Origin of the sequence: Porphyrobacter sp. HT-58-2 (assembly GCF_002952215.1) — a bacterium.
In the GTDB taxonomy this organism is placed as follows: Bacteria; Pseudomonadota; Alphaproteobacteria; order Sphingomonadales; family Sphingomonadaceae; genus Erythrobacter.
Map to the genome: position 1 here is coordinate 2,526,152 of NZ_CP022600.1, position 19,491 is coordinate 2,545,642.

The window sequence follows — 19,491 nt, forward strand, 5'->3', positions numbered from 1 at the left end:
GGCTGACACCGCAAGCGGCTTTCCTGTGTGCTGCGGCATGCAGGAAAGCCCGCTGGTGGCCTTACCTATGTCCGGATCAGGGCTGTTTTACGCCGCGCAGTTTCTGCGCCTTGATCAGGTAGGCATTGGCCTGCGCAAGATCGGGCTTGGGATTGCGGTCGGAGCGCAGCAGGTCGCTCGCCTTGGCGCAGGCGTCGGCGAGCGAATGCGTGTCGCAGGCCCGGCGATAGGCGGCGATGGCAGCCGGGAAATCCTTGGCTGACGCAAGCATCTCCGCCGGGTCGTGATGCTTGCCAAGCATGACGCAGCCCTCCCCGTCGCCAAGATCGCAGGCCCGGGCAAGCGCGAAGCCTTCCTCGCGAATGGCATCGGCGGCACCGAAGAAGCTGCTCATGCCCTGCGCTTCACGATAGCGGATACAGGCCTGTGCAAGGCCAAGGCGGCAGGCGGAATGGAGGGCCGAAAGCACGGCCTCCTTTTTCTCGCCGGAGAGAGTTTTGTTCTTCAGCTTCTCTGCCTTGGCGAGCGCCTCGGCCTCGGCGAGCAGGCGCTCGGCGGTGCCGGGTTCGGCCTGCGGTACGAAACCTTCCGCGTCCTCGACCCACCTGCCGCAGGCTCTGAGATCGTTGTTGTAGCGACCAGCCCCGGCAGTGCTTGCTCCCGCAGCGATCCAGCGCTTATCCGTCTGTATAGCGGCCTCGAGCTTTTCCTTGTCGGCAGCGGACTTGCCGGAGAGAAACTTGCGACCAAGGAAGCGGGCCTTGGCGAGCCAGGCCTCCGCCTCACGGGGCCGCGCCTCCGCCGCCCACAGGAAGGTCGCAAGGCACAGCTGATCGGAGATTTGGCCCGGCTTCAATCTGGCCGTGGTCGCGGGCTTCGGCTGGGCATTCGCCCCTTGCGCCTGCGCGGCCAGCGGCTGCACCAGCAATGTCGCCGCGAGCGCCGCAGCGAGCGTGATCCCCGAACGAAATTTCCTTGCCGTCATTCCAGTCCCCTCCTGCATGCGCTGCCTTTGGCGCGCCTCTGCCATCCCATCGGCTTTGGCAAAGCGCGTCGGCGGCGATGCGAGCACGCAGATGATGCCGCGCGAAATGCGGGGAAACCATACCCTGAACAGGGTAGGCGATGCCTGGCTGGCCTGGAACGCGCCGGGCGCGCGGCGCAGGTGCGATTACGACGCGGTGACGCCCTCGGCGTGCTTGTTCACCAGCTTGAAGGCGCGCTCGTACCAGTCGCTGCCGGGATAGTTTGCGCCCAGCACCGCGGCATACTTCACCGCCTCCTGCGGCACGCCAAGGGCAAGGCTGCTTTCGGTGAGGCGATACAGCGCCTCGGCGGTGTGGCTGGTGGTATCGAACTTCTCGACCACATTGCGGAACCGCATATCCGCCGCGAGCCACAGGCCCATGCGCTGGTAGTGGCGGCCGATCTCCATCTCCTTGCCCGCAAGGTGATCCGCCACCAGATCGAGCTTCAGCCGCGCGTCGGCGGCATATTCGGTCTGGGGAAAGCGCCGGTTGACCTCGCGCAGCGCGGTCTGCGCCTGCTCGGTGATCTTCTGGTCGCGGTTCACGTCGCTGATCTGCTCGTAATAGCTGAGCGCGATCAGGTAGTAGGCGTAAGGCGCATCCTTGTTCCCCGGGTGGATCGACAGGAACCGCTGCGCGTTCTGGATCGCCTTGTTGTAATCGCGCGCGATGTAATAGCTGAAGGCGCTCATCAGCTGCGCGCGGCGCGCCCAGGGCGAATAGGGGTGCTGGCGCTCCACCTCGTCGAACAGCGCGGCGGCCTGCAACGTGTTCCCCCGATCCAGCCGCTTCTGCGCCTCGGTATAGAGCGATTCGACATCGCGCGCGACATAGGCGACGTCCTTGCCCTTGGTGCTGCCCGAACAGGCGGCAAGAGCGGCAATGCTGGCGGCGACAAGTGCGGCGCGGGCGAGACGAGTGGTGAGCTTGGCTTGCATGGCGCGCGATATAGCGAGAGGGGCGGTGAATGGGAAGTGAAGCCGCACCGCCCTCCCCGCGCGCGCCCACATTTTCCTACTCGCGCAAAATGTGATCCAGAACGCTTGCGCCAGCAAGGACTCCCCATGACCCGCAAGAAAGACCCCCGCACCGCCCGCCTCCCCGTCCCCTTGGGCGAGCTGCCCCCCTTCACCCCCGTCCCGCGCCGGTGCAACCGCCACGACGGCTGGACCCCGGAACGCCAGCGCGGCTTCATCGAGGCGCTGGCCGACACCGGCAGCGTCGAGGCCGCCTGCAAGGCCGTCGACATGAGCAGTGTCGGCGCCTACCACCTGCGCCGCCAGCCCGGCGCCGAGGAATTCCGCGCCGCATGGGAAGCCGCCCTCCAGCTCGGCGTCCAGCGGGTCGAGGACGTGGTGATGGACCGCGCCCTCAACGGCGTGGAGGAACCGCTCTACTCCTACGGCAAGCTGATCGGCACCCGCACCCGCTACAATGACCGGCTGCTGATGTTCATCCTCAGAAACCGCGCCCCCGAACGCTTTGCCGCGGGCGGCGGGCCGAGGGGCCTCAACGCGGTGAGCCAGATGCAGCTCGACCGCCTCAAGAAGCAATGGCGCAAGGAATGGGAGGCCGAACAGCCCAACGTCACCGCCGAAGAGGTGCGCGCCAGCATCGACCGCAAGATCGAGGACATCCGCCGCCGCATCCAGCGCGAACGCCCCGAACGCCGCGCCGTGCTCAGCGAAGAAACCCTCGCCGCCTTCGCCCGCTTCGCCCAGCTACGCGACCGCGACCTCGCCGCCGCCGGAGCGGACGACCGCACGCGCAAGATGGTCGGCGGCGGCCACAGCACCCCGACAGACTTTTACGACCCGCCCGCGCCCCCTGCGCTGCCCGCGCCCGAGCGGGACGACGAGCAGGAGCCACCCCGGCACCCGCCCGAGGGGTATTCCTACGGCAAGCCCAAGCCCGCGCCGCCGCCTAAGACGGTGTGGACGCTCAAAGACGACAACTTCGACCCGTAGCGGCGAGGCCGCGCTGATCCTCCCCTGCAAGGGGAGGGGGACCACCAAAGGCGCTGGAGGGACTGGTGCGGTTGCTCCGTGTACGGCCTAACTTGATGGCAATCCGCCCGGCGCGTAGCTTGCGAGGTATGACAACGCCGAATCCGGATAACACACTCGATCCTGACGCTGCCGCGTGGCTGGGAGACAATCGCGAAGCGATCTCTTCGGCCAACGCATGGGTCGAAGCCCAAGGTCTACCTCTGCGCGATCTGCGGCTGTTCTGACCGCCTCCATCCCCCTCCCGCTTGCGGGAGGGGTTAGGGGTGGGAGCGAGCGATGCGAGCCTTATCACTGGCCCATCCCCAGCCCCTCCCGCAAGCGGGAGGGGAGTTATGCGTCCCGATGGCGCAGCTGCTCTCGGCGGTTGAGGTGCGGGAGTTGGAGGATTGTGTGGGGTCACTTGGGGGTCAGGGCGAGGCGGTGCTGGGGGCGCTGGATTTTCTGGTGACGGGAGTTGAGGCGGCGGAGGCGCCCAACACGGGCGATTGCTCAGCAATTGGCAACCTAGAAGCCGGTGGACGCCAGCTAGGGAGTTAACCCGCCAACCTCATGGCCGGGGCGTTCCAGTGGCTGGCTTACAATTTCCTTCTCTAGGGAGAAGGAACATAACGAACATCTGCAAGATGGCGAAACAAGGGAAGATCAAGGCATTGCTTGTGCACTTATTCCATCAGTAAGCATGTTTAAAATACGGACAAGCTCTTTTGCCATTTCCTTGTTCGCTTTAAATATAGTCACGTATTCTATCCCATCAGACCGATGACGATAAAGCAAAACCTCCTCACCTCTCCTGTAAACAAGAGAAAATTTCGGCTTCCCTGGTAGATTGAATTGCATTTTCTTTGCGTCAATCAATTGACTTATTAAGCAGGGATTTTGGCCTCTTGTACGCGCCGAACTGGCAAGAACAGCTTCTCTCGACTTATAGGATAGTAGCGTTAATTCATCCCTCTGCGCTAAATCAAACATCACCTTTGTGAGAGGCGGATGTTGGTAGATATAACTAAAATCTCCTGAATAAATTACAACTTTATCCGCTGACTTCATGTATTTTGCCATCTCACGCATGTCTTGATCCATCGTGACCACAACATTAATGAGATGCCCGTCGTCAGCAGCCATTTGCCAAAGTGGCCGAACAACGATCAAAAGTACCCCGGATATTGTACCTAGGGTCGCCATAAATTTTGACCATTCTGAAGTAAAAAATCCACCTGCGGTTGGATCAAATATCGTTAAATATGAACTGAATAAAAACAATATGATGCCAAATACGAGTACAACTAGAGAGGCGCCACGCACCATGACATTAGCCCGCGCCCTAAAAATGTGAAATTTGTTAACAACCCACGTCCAAATAGATTGCCCTATTGCCGTCAACATAAGCGCGACCTACCCTGTCAAAAAAGAGCTTATTTTGGTCCCGAAGAATGAAAATAAGCGAACCTGCCACCACCCCCTTCAATCAGATGGGATATTTCCTCTCCGGCATAGAATTCGATAACTCCAGACACAACGCGCAAGTCCATTTCCTTGGCAATAGGCTCCAACAACGAGATCAAAAAAGGGGTATCAATCAACGTGAACGTCTTTGATTTTCTAATAAGCTGAAGAACATCAAATTTCTCACAGACCGATTCCCCGAGCGCATATGAACAAATTACATCAAGGCCAGTTGTGTCTAACGATGAGAAATCGCCAACTTGATATTCAATATGCGATGGAAAATTCAATCTTTCGAATATTATCTTTGCGTTCTCGATCTGCCGATATGACCTATCGATCATCGTCATCGACTCGAGACGACAGATCATTGACAAAGCAATGCCAAACACCCCGGTACCTGCTCCTAAATCAGTGACCTGACTTATTCCAGCAAGGTGATGTTTCAGCAAATGCGATGCAATCAAACACTTGTATAGATTTTTGTAGAAATACGATCTTGTAAAAGCCTCAGAGTAATTCTCGTAAAAAAAATTCTCGGGAGCTCTTGGTATTTCTATCGGATTGATCACCTTGGGTTGCCAAAGGCCGCTCAAAATGCGCTCGACCGACAATAGATCAAATTCGGCTGTTTGAGCAATTTGAGGGGGGAGAGCCATTCTTATGGATTTGTTTGACGAGTTAACTGGTCGCCGAAACGCCTCAGACTCAAGGGACAACTTATCGCCCCGTGGCAGATGATGGGTGTGGGGAGCCATTCGTGTCACTTCGCGAAGCTGTGCATTGTCGTTTCCCTTTGAGAATCCGGTTCCAATTATGAAGCCGCTATTCAAGAGTTTATCGACTTTCCATAACCATAGGCCCAATTGGATCGTCCCGTTGATCCGGACATTAGTGCTAAGGTCAACGCATAGACAAGCCTAGAGTTCGTCAGGTACATGAAAATGTCGGCCTCCTCGCACATCATGAGTATGCGCATTCGATCGTCGCAAGGTAGCCGGGTCGAGCAGGCTTCACTCCTCCCCCATCCGCAGCGCAGCGATAAACGCTTCCTGCGGGATGGACACATTCCCATACTCCCGCATCCGCGCCTTCCCTTTCTTCTGCTTCTCCAGCAGCTTCTTCTTCCGGGTGATGTCGCCGCCATAGCACTTCGCGGTCACGTCCTTGCGCAGGGCGGCGATCGTCTCGCGGGCGATCACCTTGCCGCCGATGGCGGCCTGGATCGGGATCTTGAACAGGTGGCGGGGGATCAGGTCTTTCAGGCGCTCGCACATCCCGCGGCCGCGTTCTTCGGCGTTGGCGCGGTGGACGATCAGGGACAGGGCGTCGACCGGCTCGTTGTTGACGAGGATGTTCATCTTCACGAGGTCGCCCTCGCGCGTGCCGATCTGTTCGTAGTCGAAGCTGGCATAGCCGCGGCTGATCGACTTCAGGCGGTCGTAGAAATCGAACACGACCTCGTTGAGCGGCAATTCATAAGACACCTGCGCGCGGCCGCCCACATAGGTGAGTTCGGTCTGGATGCCGCGACGGTCCTGGCACAGCTTGAGGATCGCGCCGAGGTATTCGTCGGGGGTATAGATCACCGCCTTGATCCACGGCTCCTCGATCGACTCGATCCGGTTGGTGTCCGGCCAGTCGGCGGGGTTGTCGATGTCGATGGTCTTGGCGTCCTCGGTCTTGGAATGGCCGAGGTGGATGCGGTAGACGACGCTGGGCGCGGTGGTGATGAGGTCGAGGTCGTATTCGCGGCTGAGGCGTTCCTGGATGATCTCGAGGTGCAACAGCCCGAGGAAGCCGCAGCGGAAGCCGAAGCCCAAGGCTGCGCTGCTCTCCATCTCGAAGGAGAAGCTCGCGTCGTTGAGACGCAGCTTGGCGATGCTTTCGCGCAGTTTTTCGAAATCGGCGGCGTCGACCGGGAAGAGGCCGCAGAAGACCACCGGCTGGACTTCCTTGTAGCCCGGCAGCGCTTGCGCCGCGCCGTTCTTGACCGTGGTGATGGTGTCACCGACGCGGGCCTGTTCGACTTCCTTGATCTGGGCGGTGATGAAGCCGATTTCGCCGGGGCCGAGTTCAGCGAGGTCGGTGCGCTTGGGGGTGAAGCAGCCCACGCGGTCGACGAGGTGTTGCGTCCCCCCTTGCATGAACTTGATGTTGAGGCCCTTGGTGAGCTTCCCGTCGATCACGCGCACGAGGATGACGACGCCAAGGTACGGGTCGTACCAGGAATCGACGAGGCTGGCCTTGAGCGGTGCTTCGGTGGTGCCTTTGGGCGGGGGGATGCGCTCGACCACGGCTTCGAGCACTTCCTCGATCCCGATGCCGGACTTGGCGCTGGCGAGGACGGCGTTGGAAGCGTCGAGCCCGATGATATCCTCGATCTCGGCCTTGACCTTTTCGGGTTCGGCGGCGGGGAGGTCGATCTTGTTGATGACGGGGACGATTTCGTGATCGTGCTCGATCGACTGGTAGACGTTGGCGAGGGTCTGGGCCTCGACGCCCTGCGCCGCGTCGACCACCAGCAGCGCGCCCTCGCAGGCGGCGAGGCTGCGGGAGACTTCATAGGCGAAGTCGACGTGGCCGGGGGTGTCCATCAGGTTGAGCTGGTAAGTTTCGCCGTTCTTGGCGGTGTAGTTGAGGCGGACGGTCTGGGCCTTGATGGTGATGCCGCGCTCTTTCTCAATGTCCATGTTATCAAGGACTTGCTCGGACATCTCACGCGCGGTGAGGCCTCCGGTGAACTGGATCAGCCGGTCAGCGAGGGTCGACTTGCCATGGTCGATATGGGCAATGATCGAGAAATTGCGGATCTTGGAAAGGTCAGTCATCGCCGCGCGATGTAGCGCCCGGCCAAGGCATTGTCATTCGCCAAAAACGCAACACCTAGGCAGGCTGCATCGCATAGCCGAACTTGGGTACGGCCCCGCCCTGATCCATGCCGATGAACTTGCCCGGCGCCAGCGGTGCAAGCGGCGTTCCAGCCGCAGCAAGCGCATAGGGTGACACGCGGTTCCTAGTGCACAGCCCACCGGAGCCATCCTCGATCAGCGATTGCTCGAACTCCAGTCCCTGCACATCGCCGTTGGAGCGCGTTACCGTTGCCACGGCAAGCTGCCCGCCACCCAGATCGACCACGAATTGCGTACCTTTTGGCACATCGGCCAGCCCTTGAATCAGCGCGCCCGACTTCGACAGGTTGCGCAAAGTGACTTCGTAGGCATAGTCGTCGTGGATCACCTGTATCTTGCGGAACACCGTCCGGCGGCGAGCGCGGCGGGTTCGTTCAGAGCCGGGCTCGATTTTCCAGGAGCCTTGCGAGAGCTCCTGTTCCAAGGTCGCTTCGTCAAGCGGTTCGCTGAAGATCGGCCCTTCAAGATAGCGCACCCCGCAGCCCTTCAGCGCGGCGAGCAGATCAGCGCTTTCGATGCCGTTGGCGATCGTGTCCATCTCCAGCGCACCGGCCAGCGCCACGATCGCGCGCACCAGCCCCAGTTCGCGGCTGTCATGGCGTTCGGCTTCAGCCACCAGCTTTTCGTCGATCTTGATGCTGTCGAACGGCGCCCGGCGCAGATAGGCGAGCGAGGAAAAGCCGCTACCGAATTCATCAAGCGTCAAGCGCACCCCAAGCTTGAACAGCGCCGCCAGGGTCCTGTCGACCACGCTGGAATCGCCAAAGAACACCGCCTCGCTGATTTCGAGCTCAAGCCGTGAGGGCGCAATCCCAGCGGCCTCTATTGCAGCGGCAACGAGTTCCACGAAGTCATCAGCAAGGAACAACGGCACCGGAACATTGACAGCCACCCGCACGCTGTCAGGCCACATGGCGGCCCGCAAAGAGGCTGCACCGATCGCCCAGCGCCCCACGTCGCCGAGCAAGGCCGAGCCTTCCACGATCTGGGCAAATTCTTCCTCGTCAATCATCCCGCGATCAGAATGGTTCCAGCACACGTGCGCCTCAAGCGCGCAGACCGAACCGGCGACCGCCTCCACAATCGGCTCGAACCGCAGGAATAGCTGCTCATCGCGCAGCGCACTTCCCAGATCCTGTTCGAGCCTACGGCGGAAGATCGTCTCGTTCTCCAGCTCGCCCGAGAAAAAGCGATATTGCCCGCGCCCACCGTTTTTAGAGGCATAGAGCGCAAGGTCGGCCGCGCGCACGATCTCTTCGCGGGTCACGCCGTCATGCGGGGCAATGGCAATTCCCACCGACGCACCGATCACACAGCGCCCCTCGTCAAGCGAATAGGGCTGACGCAGCATGGTGATGATCTTCATCGCCATATCGCCCAGCACCCCGCGATCGTCGATATCGGGCAGCAGCACCTGAAATTCGTCACCGCCCAACCGACCAATTTCGCATTCACGATCAATCGCGCGGCTCAGCCGGTCAGCAACCTGCTTGAGCAGATCATCACCCGCAGCATGGCCCAGCGTGTCATTGACGTGCTTGAAGCGATCAAGATCGATCATCATCACGGCGCAGTTGCGGCGCGCCGCCTTGAAGGCCGTCAGCGTCGCTTCGATCTGATGCGCCATGCGGTGCCGGTTGGAGAGGCCCGTCAGCGAATCATAGCGCGCCAGCCGTTCGGTTTCTTCCTCGCGGTGATATTCGTCGGTGATGTCGGCGCCGGTTCCCCGAAATCCCGCAAACCGACCATCAGGCGTCGTCACCGGCTGGCCTGCAAGCCGCAACACCGCCCCATCGGAACGCCGTGCAGCGCGCACAGCAAGCCCGGCAAAGGCCTTGTGCGCACCAAGCATCAGTGCAAGCGATTTACCCCGCCCTTCACGGTCGGCGGCCGCAAAGATCGTGGTCAGCGGCTGGCCAAGCAACTCGTCCAGCGGCACGTCAAGTCGCGCCGCGATGGCTCCGGAAAGATAGGTCAGCTGGCCATGTGCATCCGATGCCCAGAACCAGCCAAGGCCGGACTGTTCAAGATCGTCGAGCATGGCAAGCCGCTCGCCATCGGACATGGCCGAAGCCACCTGCGTTCGCAGGTGCCGTGCGGCTGAGCCGCTGCGTGGGGACAAGAGACCCTTAAGGGACATCTCGTGGGGTGACCTCCAGACTTCAGGCGCAGCTCGGATCGCATCGCCGCGCCGCCCTGTTGTCCTAGACGTAAAGCCCGATGGTTATTTTTCCGCTAACTGAAAGTCCTTAGAGGTGTAGCTAAAGGCCTGCTAACCAACCCTTCGCTGTTACCACGCACCGCCGCTGCTGGCCTGAGCAGGCTGGCCTTTCAGCACAGTGAAGGCGCCATCGGCCCGGCGCTTGAGTGGCGCATGGAATTCAACCCCGACCCGGTTCTCGCGTGACCAGCGCACCTGTGCTGTCACGGTCTTGTCGGCGGCAAATTCGATCCGGATCGCGCTGCCGGCGGGCATGTTCCACAGGCCCTCAATCATCGCTCCGCTTTCCGAGATGTTGCGCAGCGTGGCATTGAGGCGATTGCCATTATGCACCACCACCACCTTGCGCAGCAGGTTCTGGCGCGGGGCGCGGGCGCATTGCGGGCCATCAGCTTCGGCCACCAGATCGCCCGACACCAGCGCGGTCGCATCCGATGCGTTCATCGGTTTGAAATAGATGTAGCCCTGAATGTGACTGCACCCCAGCAGGCGCACCAGTTCCAGCTCGTCGAGCGTCTCCACGCCCTCTGCCGTGGTGTCCATGTGCAGCGCTTCGGCGAGCGAAGTGATCGAGGCGATGATCGCGCCGTTGCGGCTGCCTTCCTCGGTCGCACCCTGCACGAAGCTGCGGTCGATCTTGATCTTGTCGAACGGCGCTTTCTTCAGATAGCCCAAGGAGGAATAGCCGGTGCCGAAGTCATCAAGCGCAAGCCGCACCCCGACCCGCTTGAGTGCATTGAACATGGCATCTGTGCCAGAGCTGTCGTTGAGGAACACGCTTTCGGTGATCTCCAGCTCGAGCCGCGAGGGCGCGACGCCGCTATGCGCAAGGGCATTGGCGACGATGGTCGGCAGGTCGGGATTGGCGAATTGCAGCGCCGACACGTTGACCGCACAGCGCACCCCGCGCGGCCAGCGGGCAAGATCGGCGCAGGCGGTGCGCAGCGCCCATTGACCGATCCGGTCGATCAGACCGGCATCCTCGGCAATCGGCACGAACTTGGCGGGGCTTACCCAGCCGCGCTTGGGGTGGTTCCAGCGCATCAGCGCTTCGAAGCCGACGATCTTTTCGTCTGCCGCATAGACCACTGGCTGATAGTAGAGTTCGAGCTCGCCCTTGGCGATTGCATCGCGCAGATCCTGTTCGAGCTCGGCGCGTTCTTCGGCTGCTGCGTGGAGGTCTTCGGCATAGAAGCGGAACACCCCGCGCCCTGCGTCCTTGGCCGCATAAAGCGCAAGGTCGACGTTGCGGATCAGCTCATCGCTGGTGGTGCCATGCTCCGGGGCCAGCGCAATTCCGACCGAGGCGCCAATCACAACGCTCTGCCCCTCGATGGAATAGGGCTGGGACAGCGAGTTGATGATCTCCTGCGCCATGTGGCCGAGTGTGTTGCGGTTCTGATTGCCTGGCACGATGACCTGGAATTCATCGCCGCCCAGACGGCCACAGCGTCCCGCCTGACCAATCGCGCGCTCAAGGCGCTGCGCCACCTGCTTGAGAAGCGCGTCACCTGCCGGGTGGCCGAGCGTATCATTGACATGCTTGAAGCGATCGAGATCGAGCATCAGCACCGCGCAGCTGCGTTCTCGCCCGCTAGGCGCAGCAAGGATCTGTTCGAGCGCCTGGCTCATCTGTACCCGGTTGGCGAGGCCCGTCAGCGAGTCGTAATGCGCAAGGCGCGAGACCTGCTGTTCGGAGCGGCGCTTTTCGGTCAGGTCGGTGCCGTGGCCACGAAAGCCGCAGAAATTCTTATAGCTGTCATAGACCGGGCGGCCCGCCAGCGCCCACCAGCGTTCATCGCCGCTGGTCGCCGCACGCACTTCCACATCCTGAAAGGCGGAACGCGCCGAAAGGTGGAAGGCTAGCGTGCGTTCGGCATCGGCAGCGCCCTGTGTGGGATCGACGATTTCACTCAAGGGCTGGCCGCACACTTCGTCAGAGGACTTGCCCAGCACCATCGCCGCCTTGGGCGAGATATAGGTGATGAGCCCGCGTCGGTCAGTTTCCCAGAACCAGCCCTGCCCGGTCTCCTCGAAGCTGCGCAGGATATCTTCGGCACGCGCCGCAACCCGTTCACGCGCTTCGCGGGCAAGGCGTCGCTTGGACGCGGCCCTGAGCTCAAGCCGCGCAATCAGGGCAAGGGTGATAATCGCCCCCACGATACCGGCGAGGGTCAAGGCATCTGGTGCCAGAACAGCAAAGCCGACCCAGCTGGCGATCTTGGCGCAGAACAACGAAATGATGCGCGTATCGAACAGAGCTGCCGCAGCAGCATTGATGCACACCAGCGTCGCCACGGCCCACTGCCACGGCAGACCTTCTTGCACCCAGCCGGCCAACGCATAACCGGCGAGCGCCATTGGCAGAATGATGGCCAGAACCACCGTCACGAGCCGCACCAGCCGAGAAGCCTGCGCGCTGCGCTCTGTCGCGGCGAAAAGCGATCCGCACGCAAACAGCGCGGCAGAAGCCAATGCGGCTGCCGCAGTGTTGAGAGACGGGAGCGCGTTTGCGACCAGTGCCCCAAGAGCATAGGCAAGCAGCAGGAAAACGGTCATGCCACCGGCTTGCCGGGGCAGGAGGAAATTCTGCTCGCTGGCGGGCTCGTCGCCGGTTTGCCTCAGGCCACCGGCATCTTCGATGTGATGGCGATCAGAACCGCGCCGCTCGCCGCGATTGCGCGCTTCGATCCCGCCTGTCTTGGCGCTCCCCAAAGGCCGGAACTCCCGCCCGCCGTTCAGCGGGCGCGGATTGGGTGTCGCAAACTTTCGTACAGGTTCCCCAGCCATTGCACCGCCATGCCGGAAACTGCTGAGAGAAGCGTTAATCGGTAGCCTTAATTCTTTTATGAATGCAGCCGTAAGGGCCAGTGCGCCGATGCTTGCAACTTGGCGCGGGGCGCTGCATTCTGGCTGTCAAGAACCGTAAACTGACCGGCATTGAAGCAGGCGGCGGCATAGCTGAATAAAAGGGGATCCTAATGGCCAGCAGGAAAGTAACGCTCGAAAACGAGGCAGCCCAGTCGACCAACGCATTGGGACCGCTGATCGGGGTGGCGCGGGAGGATTTCGTCAGCGCAGTCGCCCTGCTGCTGCGCGAGACCGCGTCCGATCCCTCGCGCTTCATTCGTCACAGCACGGCGATGGCGCAGGACATGGTCAAGATCATGACCGGCAAGAGCGAGCTTGCGCCCGATCCCAAGGACAAGCGGTTCATGGATCCCGCCTGGCAGTACAACCCCTTTTTCCGCGCCGGGGCGCAGTATTATCTCGCCGTCCAGAAGGGCATGAAGAACTGGCTGGAGGAACTGGAGCTCGACGAGCTTGAACGCAACCGCGCCAATTTCATTGCCAACATCATCCTGGATGGCCTTGCGCCCACCAACACGCTGGCGGGCAACCCCACGGCGCAGAAGCAGATCATCAATTCAGGCGGCCTGTCTCTCATCAAGGGATTGCAGAACGCCTATAACGACATCGTCCACAACAAGGGCATGGTCAGCCAAGTCGACAAGCGCCCCTTCAAGCTCGGCGAGAATATTGCGACGTCCAAGGGCGCAGTGGTCTATCGCGATGAGATCATGGAGCTGATCCAGTATGCCCCCACCACCGAGGACGTCTACGAAACTCCCCAGCTGACCATCCCGCCTCAAATTAACAAGATGTATATCAACGACTTGTCGCCAGACAAGTCAGTGGTCAAGTGGCAGGTCGACAATGGCATCCAGACCTTCGTGATCTCCTGGCGCAATCCGTCGAAGGAACAGGGCCACTGGGGCATGGCCGATTACATCGCCGCCTGCGAAAAGGCGCTGGAAGTGGTATCCGCGATCACCGGTTCCAAGACAGTCAATGTCTCGGCCGGGTGTTCGGGCGGGCAGACCGCTTCGGTGCTCGCCTCCAAGCTCGCCGCCACCGGCAACCCCATCCTCGGCACGCTGACCCTGATGGTCTGCGTGCTGCACCCCAAGCCGACCGATATCGAAGCCGGATCGCTGGTCAGTGAGAACGGGATGCAACTCGCCCGTCAACGCGCGATGAAGCAGGGTGTGATCAAGGCCGACGATCTGGCCCGCGGCTTTGCCTGGCTGCGCCCCAACGACCTGATCTGGAACTACGTCATCAACAATTACCTGCTCGGGCAAGACCCGCCAGCCTTTGATGTGCTGTTCTGGAACGCCGACGCCACCAACCTGTCGTCCAGCCTGATGGGCGATTTCCTGACCCTGTTCGAAACGCTCGCCTTCACCAAGCAGGGCGAGGTCGAGATGGCCGGGCACAAGGTCGATCTCAGCAAGGTGACGGCTGATCTGTTCATCCTCGGCGGGGTGACCGATCACATCACGCCGTGGAAGGCGACCTACCGTTCGACCCAGCTGTTCGGATCGAAGGACGTGACCTACGTCCTTTCCCAGAGCGGCCACATGCAGGCGATCCTCAACCCGCCGGGCAATCCCAAGGCCAAGTATTTCGTGCAGGCCAAGAAGGGCAAGCTGCCCGAGACCGCCGACGAATGGCTGCAAGGCACCGAAGAGGTCAAGGGCAGCTGGTGGCCGCTTTGGATGGAGTGGGTGCAAAAGCGTTCGGGCAAGAAGAAACCCGCACCTGCCACACTCGGCAATGACACCTATCAGGCGGGCGATGCAGCACCGGGACTCTACGTCGTCGAAGAAGTCTGATACAGCGAGCCCGCGTCGCGCCGGTTCCGCCTGCGGAACGGGCCAGCGCAAAATTTGTGGGCGCGCGCGCTTAGGGATCGGTGTGCGCGCCCAACCCGCCCCCTTCGCGGGGGCGCCTGAAAGGACGTGAATACGTGACCAATCCCATGGACGACGCGGTCGTTTCGATGGAGCAAGTGGGCGGTCGGACGCTACGGACTGCGGCCTGGCGGCTCGATATGCCTTCTGATCACCTGCCGGTTCTGTTCTTCAACGGCATAGGCGCGAATATCGAGGCGGTGGCCCCGCTGGCAGCTGCTTTGCCCGAACGCGGCTTCCTGATGTTCGACATGCCGGGAACGGGCGAATCACCCGACCCGCTGGTGCCCTACAATCCCTTCACCATGAGCTGGACTGCCGCTCAGTTGCTGGGGAGATACGGGCTCGATGAGGTCGACGTGATGGGCGTTTCGTGGGGCGGCGCGATGGCGCAGCACTTCGCGCTTCAGCATCCCGGCCGCACCCGCCGCCTTACCCTGATCGCGACCACGCCGGGGATGGTGATGGTGCCGGGCAATCCGGCCGCCTTCACCAAGATGGCCGACCCGCGCCGCTACATCGACCCGGAATTCATGAACGAGCATTTCGCCACGCTTTACGGCGGGATCGACCGTGACGGGGCAGAACACCAGAAGGACAGCCACATCGGCCGCCTCAAGCCCCCAAGCCCGCGCGGGTACATGTACCAACTGATGTGCATGCTTGGCTGGACGAGCCTGCCTGCCCTGCCCTTCATGAAGAAGGAAACGCTGATCATGATGGGCGAGGACGATCAGATCGTCCCGCTCGCCAATGGCAAGATCCTGAAGGCGATGATCCCCAATTCGCGGCTGGTGACCTTCGAGGGCGGTGGTCACCTGTTCCTGCTCACGCATTCCGATGAAAGCGTGGCCGCAATCCGCGAGTTTCTCGACGCGCCGGAGACCGACATCGAAACGCGGCGCTCGGCAGCATAAGGGCGGCTGGACAGCCCGCTCTGATTGCGACATCCTCCCGAAAAACGGGAGAGAGAGCATGGCGCAATACGACCTCATCATCCGGGGCGGCACGATCGTCGACGGCACCGGCGCGGCCGCCTTTACCGGCGATGTCGCGGTAAAGGACGGGCTGATCGCGGCCGTCGGCACGATCACCGGCAGCGCGGCGAAGGAAATCGACGCTGCCGGAAAGGTTATCGCCCCTGGCTTTGTCGACATCCACACCCATTATGACGGGCAGGCAACCTGGGATCAGGAGATGGCCCCGTCGAGCTGGCATGGCGTCACCACCGTCATCATGGGCAATTGCGGGGTCGGCTTCGCGCCCGCCAAGCCTGACCGCCACGAATGGCTGATCAGCCTGATGGAAGGGGTGGAGGACATCCCCGGCACGGCGCTCGCCGAAGGGATGACGTGGGACTGGGAGACCTTCCCCGAATATCTCGACGCGCTGGATAAACTCCCGCGCACCGTCGATGTCGGCACCCACGTCCCGCACGGCGCGGTGCGTGCCTACGTACTGGGCGACCGCGAAAAGCCGGGGGCGGTGCCGACCGAGGCAGACATCGCCGAGATGAGCCGGATCGTCGAGGAAGGCGTGCGCGCGGGCGCTCTGGGCTTCTCGACCTCGCGCACCGTGCTACACAAGTCGGTCGACGGCGAACTCGTCCCCGGCACCACGGCCACAGCCGAGGAGCTGGTCGCGATCGGCAAGGCGATGGGCCGCGCCAAGGCCGCTGGCGGCCATGCAGTGTTCGAAATGGCGAGCGACCTGAAGCGCGAATGGAACGAGTTTGAGTGGATGGGCAAGCTGAGCCGCGAGGCCGGCATTCCTGTAACCTTCGCCGCGCTGCAATCCATCGCCAAGGAGCTCTCGCTCGACGAGCAGATCGCCCAGATGCGCGCCGAGAATGACAATGGCGCGAACATCGTCGCCCAGATCGCGCTGCGCGGCAACGGGATCATCATGGCGTGGCAGGGCACCGTCCACCCCTTCCGCTTCCGCCCAAGCTGGATGGCGATTGCCGATCTGCCGTGGGAGGAACAGCGCGCCAAGCTGCTCGACCCCGCGTTCAAGGCGCAGATGCTGGCCGAACCCAACGACTACACCGATGCCCCCAAGGATATCGGTGGGGTGGTGATGGCGATCAGCATGGGCTGGACGCTGCAATACGAGATGGACCCCGATTTCGACTACGAGCCTGCGGCCGATGCCAGCATCAACGCCCGCGCCGCGGCAGCAGGCGTCGCCCCGCAGGAATATGCCTATGACCTGCTGTGCCGCGACGAGGGGCGCGGGTTCATCTACCTGCCGATCCTCAACTACGCCGACGGCAACCTCGATTTCCTCCATCCGCTCCAGCACGCCGAGGATACGGTGAACTCGCTCAGCGATGGCGGCGCGCATTGCGGGACGATCTGCGATGCGGCCTCGCCCACCTTCATGCTCGAACACTGGGTCAAGTCCCGCCGTCGCGGCGCGCGCATTAGTCTGGAGCAGGCGATCAAGCGCCAGTGCCGCGATACCGCGATGCTCTACGGTCTGGAGGATCGCGGGCTGATCGCGCCGGGCTATCTGGCCGATCTCAATGTGATCGACATGGAGCGCCTCAAGCTCGGCAAGCCGTGGCTCGCCTTCGACCTGCCCGCAGGCGGCAAGCGGCTGCTGCAGAAGGCCGATGGCTATGTCGCCACGATCAAGAGCGGCGTCGTCACCTTCCGCGACGGGCAATGGACGGGCGAGACACCCGGTGGCCTGATCCGCGGGCCGCAGCGGGTGGAGCTGGCCGAAGCGGCGGAGTAATCCTCCGCCGCGCGGCTCACGGCTCGATCACGATCCCCTTGGCCGGGTCGATCTGGCCGGCGACCATGGCGGCAAAGGTGTCGCGCGCCGCGGCGAGGCCGGGAAGGCGCTCGATGGCGACAGTACCATCGGCGGCCTTGAGGAATTCGTGCCACGCCGCCGCGACCAGCCTGCCGCCTTCCTCCGGGCCATGCGCCTTGAAGAAGGCGACCGCATGATCGGGCGCAAAGAACAGCGCAGGCTTGGGGCCGGGCAAGGCCTCGCCCCCGCCGCCCATCGTGGAGCGCGCTTCGATATGGGTCATGCCCACGAGCGCCGAATGGACCAGCGCGTCGTCGAAATGGCGGTGGATGCCCGCCAGCAACTCGGCATTGCCGGCAAAGTCGACGCTGACCGAGCGCAGCACTGGCACACGCTCCAGATCGTCATAGGCGACGACCTCATCATAAAGCCCGGTCGCCGTGACGAAGGCGACATTGCCCCGCGATGTCAGGCCGATGCGCTTCACCCCCGGCGAGGTCTGCCGCGCAACGCTGGCAAGGCCCAGCGCGGTCTTGGACGAGGCGCTGGTGACGATCAGCTGCTCCGCCCCGAACCAGTCGGCCCCGCGCAGGAAACATTCGATCAGGAAGCCGGTGCGGAACAGCGGGCCGAAGATCATCCGCTCCGCCTCGCGCGCGGGATCATGCTCCGGATCGGCGGCGAGGCGCGTGTAACTGTTGTAGACCGGGCTCATCGGCTGGCGATGGGCGGCGGTGTCCATGAAGCCGGAGGGCGTGACCTTGCCGGGGATCACATCCAGATGGCTCGCCATCGGCAGATAGCCATAGACCCGCTCGCCCACCGCGATCTCGGGGTGGTTGCTCTCGATCACCCGCGCATGGCCCCACATCGGCACGATGCCGTGGCCTTCTGGGGCCGGGAAGAAGTCCCAATAGCGGAAGCTGTCCCCCGCCACCGCGTAGGTGACGTTGTTGGCAGTGACCGAGAAACTCTCGACCGCAAGCCGCACGGCGCCTTCGGGGAGCTGAGCGAGCGGCACCTCGGCCAGCGTGGCCTCGGTCAGCGCGTCCTTGCGGACGTGCACCTGTACGGCATTCATCGGCATTCCCCTCCTTATCGGGCGGGGATCACACCCGCATCGGCATCAGCACATAGAGCGCGCGGCTGGCCTCGTTCTCGCGGATCAGGGTCGGCGCACCGGCATCGGCGAGGTGCAGTTCGACCGTGTCGGCATCAACCTGATCGAGAATGTCCTTCAAGTAATTGGCATTGAAGCCGATTTCCATGCCCTCGGCACGGTATTCGGCCGCCAGTTCCTCGGTCGCGGTGCCATTGTCGGGCGAGGTCACCGACAGCGTCACCCGGTCGCCATCCAACCCGATCTTGACCGCGCGGGTCTTCTCCGTGGCGATGGTTGCCACGCGGTCCACGCCCGAACGGAACAGCTTGGGATCGACCTTCAGGAGCTTGTCGTTGGCGGTCGGGATCACGCGGCTGTAATCGGGGAAGGTGCCGTCAATCAGCTTGGAAGTCAGCACCACCCCGCCCTCGCCGCCCAAGGTGAAACGGATCTTGCTGGCGGAAAGGTCGATCAGCACATTGCCGTCGAGTGCTTCGTCGAGAAGCTTGCGCAGCTCGCCCACGGCCTTCCGTGGGACGATCACGTCGGGCATTCCGGCCGCGCCTTCGGGACGCGGCAGGGTGAAGCGCGCAAGCCGGTGACCATCCGTGGCGGCGGCCTTGAGCAGCGGCTCGTCCTCGTCGGTGACGTGCAGGAAGATGCCGTTGAGGTAGTAGCGGGTTTCTTCCGTGGAGATGGCGAAGCGGGTACGATCAATCAGTTCGGCCAGCATCCTGGCTGGCAGTTCGAAGCTGGTCGGCAGGTCGCCTTCAACGATCACCGGGAAATCATCGCGCGGCAGCGTCGGCAGCTTGAAGTTGGAGCGCCCCGCCTTGACTTCCAGACGGTTGTCGTTGGTGGTGAGGCTGACCTGACTGCCTTCAGGCAGCTTCCTCGCGATATCGAACAGCAGGTGCGCCGAAACAGTGATCGCGCCCGGCTGATCGACCGAGGAGGCGCTCATCGTCTCGACTACCTGCAGATCAAGGTCGGTCGCCATCACCCGCACGCTGCCGCCGCCATCGGCGTCGATCAGCACGTTCGAGAGGATGGGGATGGTGTTGCGGCGCTCCACCACGGATTGCACATGGGAAAGGCACCGCAGCAGCGTCGCGCGTTCGATCGTGGCCTTCATCGCTTGTCCCTATCGTACCTGTGTGTGGCAGAGAGCCGAAGGAATCGCCCTCAAGCGCCGGAAAGTCCGCAAAACCTTAGCGCGCCCAACAATACGGGCAAGCAGGCGGCTTTGCGAGCGG

General features: G+C 62.3%; 14 protein-coding genes. 5 read left to right on the forward strand and 9 right to left on the reverse strand.

Translation table 11 applies throughout. The features are described from left to right. Positions 1-76 precede the first annotated feature (76 nt). On the reverse strand, positions 77-985 hold the full coding sequence (locus CHX26_RS11885; RefSeq protein ID WP_146107729.1) for a hypothetical protein: 909 nt from the start codon (positions 983-985) through the stop codon (positions 77-79). Between the two features lie 186 nt (positions 986-1,171). Then, entirely contained in the window at positions 1,172-1,966 is a 795-nt protein-coding gene (locus CHX26_RS11890) for an outer membrane protein assembly factor BamD (RefSeq protein ID WP_104942548.1), read from the reverse strand. 126 nt (positions 1,967-2,092) lie between these two features. Between CHX26_RS11890 and CHX26_RS11895 the strand changes: the two genes are divergently transcribed. Further along, on the forward strand, positions 2,093-2,995 hold the full coding sequence (locus CHX26_RS11895) for a hypothetical protein (protein ID WP_104942549.1): 903 nt from the start codon (positions 2,093-2,095) through the stop codon (positions 2,993-2,995). Positions 2,996-3,123: 128 nt separating this feature from the next. Beyond that, complete coding sequence (locus tag CHX26_RS15740; protein ID WP_199797830.1) at positions 3,124-3,261, forward strand: type II toxin-antitoxin system CcdA family antitoxin; 138 nt, start codon at positions 3,124-3,126, stop codon at positions 3,259-3,261. 418 nt (positions 3,262-3,679) lie between these two features. Here CHX26_RS15740 and CHX26_RS15745 read toward each other — a convergent pair whose 3' ends face one another. The 5 genes from CHX26_RS15745 to CHX26_RS11920 form a co-directional block, all read right to left on the reverse strand. Next, positions 3,680-4,342, reverse strand: coding sequence for a hypothetical protein (locus CHX26_RS15745; RefSeq protein WP_146107730.1), 663 nt, complete (start codon positions 4,340-4,342; stop codon positions 3,680-3,682). 107 nt (positions 4,343-4,449) lie between these two features. Further along, positions 4,450-5,313, reverse strand: coding sequence for a methyltransferase domain-containing protein (locus tag CHX26_RS11905; protein ID WP_146107731.1), 864 nt, complete (start codon positions 5,311-5,313; stop codon positions 4,450-4,452). A gap of 180 nt (positions 5,314-5,493) precedes the next feature. Further along, entirely contained in the window at positions 5,494-7,311 is a 1,818-nt protein-coding gene (lepA, locus tag CHX26_RS11910; RefSeq protein WP_104942551.1) for a translation elongation factor 4, read from the reverse strand. A 55-nt stretch (positions 7,312-7,366) separates the two neighbouring features. Continuing rightward, positions 7,367-9,457, reverse strand: coding sequence for a putative bifunctional diguanylate cyclase/phosphodiesterase (locus tag CHX26_RS11915; protein WP_233997136.1), 2,091 nt, complete (start codon positions 9,455-9,457; stop codon positions 7,367-7,369). Positions 9,458-9,682: 225 nt separating this feature from the next. Continuing rightward, positions 9,683-12,403 carry an EAL domain-containing protein gene (locus CHX26_RS11920; protein WP_233997137.1) on the reverse strand — a complete coding sequence of 907 codons (2,721 nt, stop codon included), beginning with the start codon at positions 12,401-12,403 and terminating at the stop codon, positions 9,683-9,685. Positions 12,404-12,594: 191 nt separating this feature from the next. On the opposite strand from CHX26_RS11920, the gene CHX26_RS11925 reads away from it, so the two are divergent. The 3 genes from CHX26_RS11925 (at position 12,595) to CHX26_RS11935 (ending at position 17,112) form a co-directional block, all read left to right on the forward strand. Beyond that, a complete protein-coding gene (locus tag CHX26_RS11925) occupies positions 12,595-14,292 on the forward strand; it encodes a PHA/PHB synthase family protein (RefSeq protein ID WP_104942552.1) in 1,698 nt (565 codons plus the stop codon). Positions 14,293-14,426: 134 nt separating this feature from the next. Continuing rightward, the gene (locus tag CHX26_RS11930) at positions 14,427-15,287 is read left to right on the forward strand and encodes an alpha/beta fold hydrolase (protein ID WP_233997138.1); all 861 of its coding nucleotides are present in this window, start codon (positions 14,427-14,429) and stop codon (positions 15,285-15,287) included. A gap of 58 nt (positions 15,288-15,345) precedes the next feature. Beyond that, a complete protein-coding gene (locus CHX26_RS11935; RefSeq protein WP_104942554.1) occupies positions 15,346-17,112 on the forward strand; it encodes an N-acyl-D-amino-acid deacylase family protein in 1,767 nt (588 codons plus the stop codon). Positions 17,113-17,128: 16 nt separating this feature from the next. Here CHX26_RS11935 and CHX26_RS11940 read toward each other — a convergent pair whose 3' ends face one another. After that, positions 17,129-18,220 carry a DUF2855 family protein gene (locus CHX26_RS11940; protein WP_233997139.1) on the reverse strand — a complete coding sequence of 364 codons (1,092 nt, stop codon included), beginning with the start codon at positions 18,218-18,220 and terminating at the stop codon, positions 17,129-17,131. A gap of 22 nt (positions 18,221-18,242) precedes the next feature. Next, positions 18,243-19,370, reverse strand: coding sequence for a DNA polymerase III subunit beta (gene dnaN, locus CHX26_RS11945; protein WP_104942556.1), 1,128 nt, complete (start codon positions 19,368-19,370; stop codon positions 18,243-18,245). Positions 19,371-19,491 lie beyond the last annotated feature (121 nt).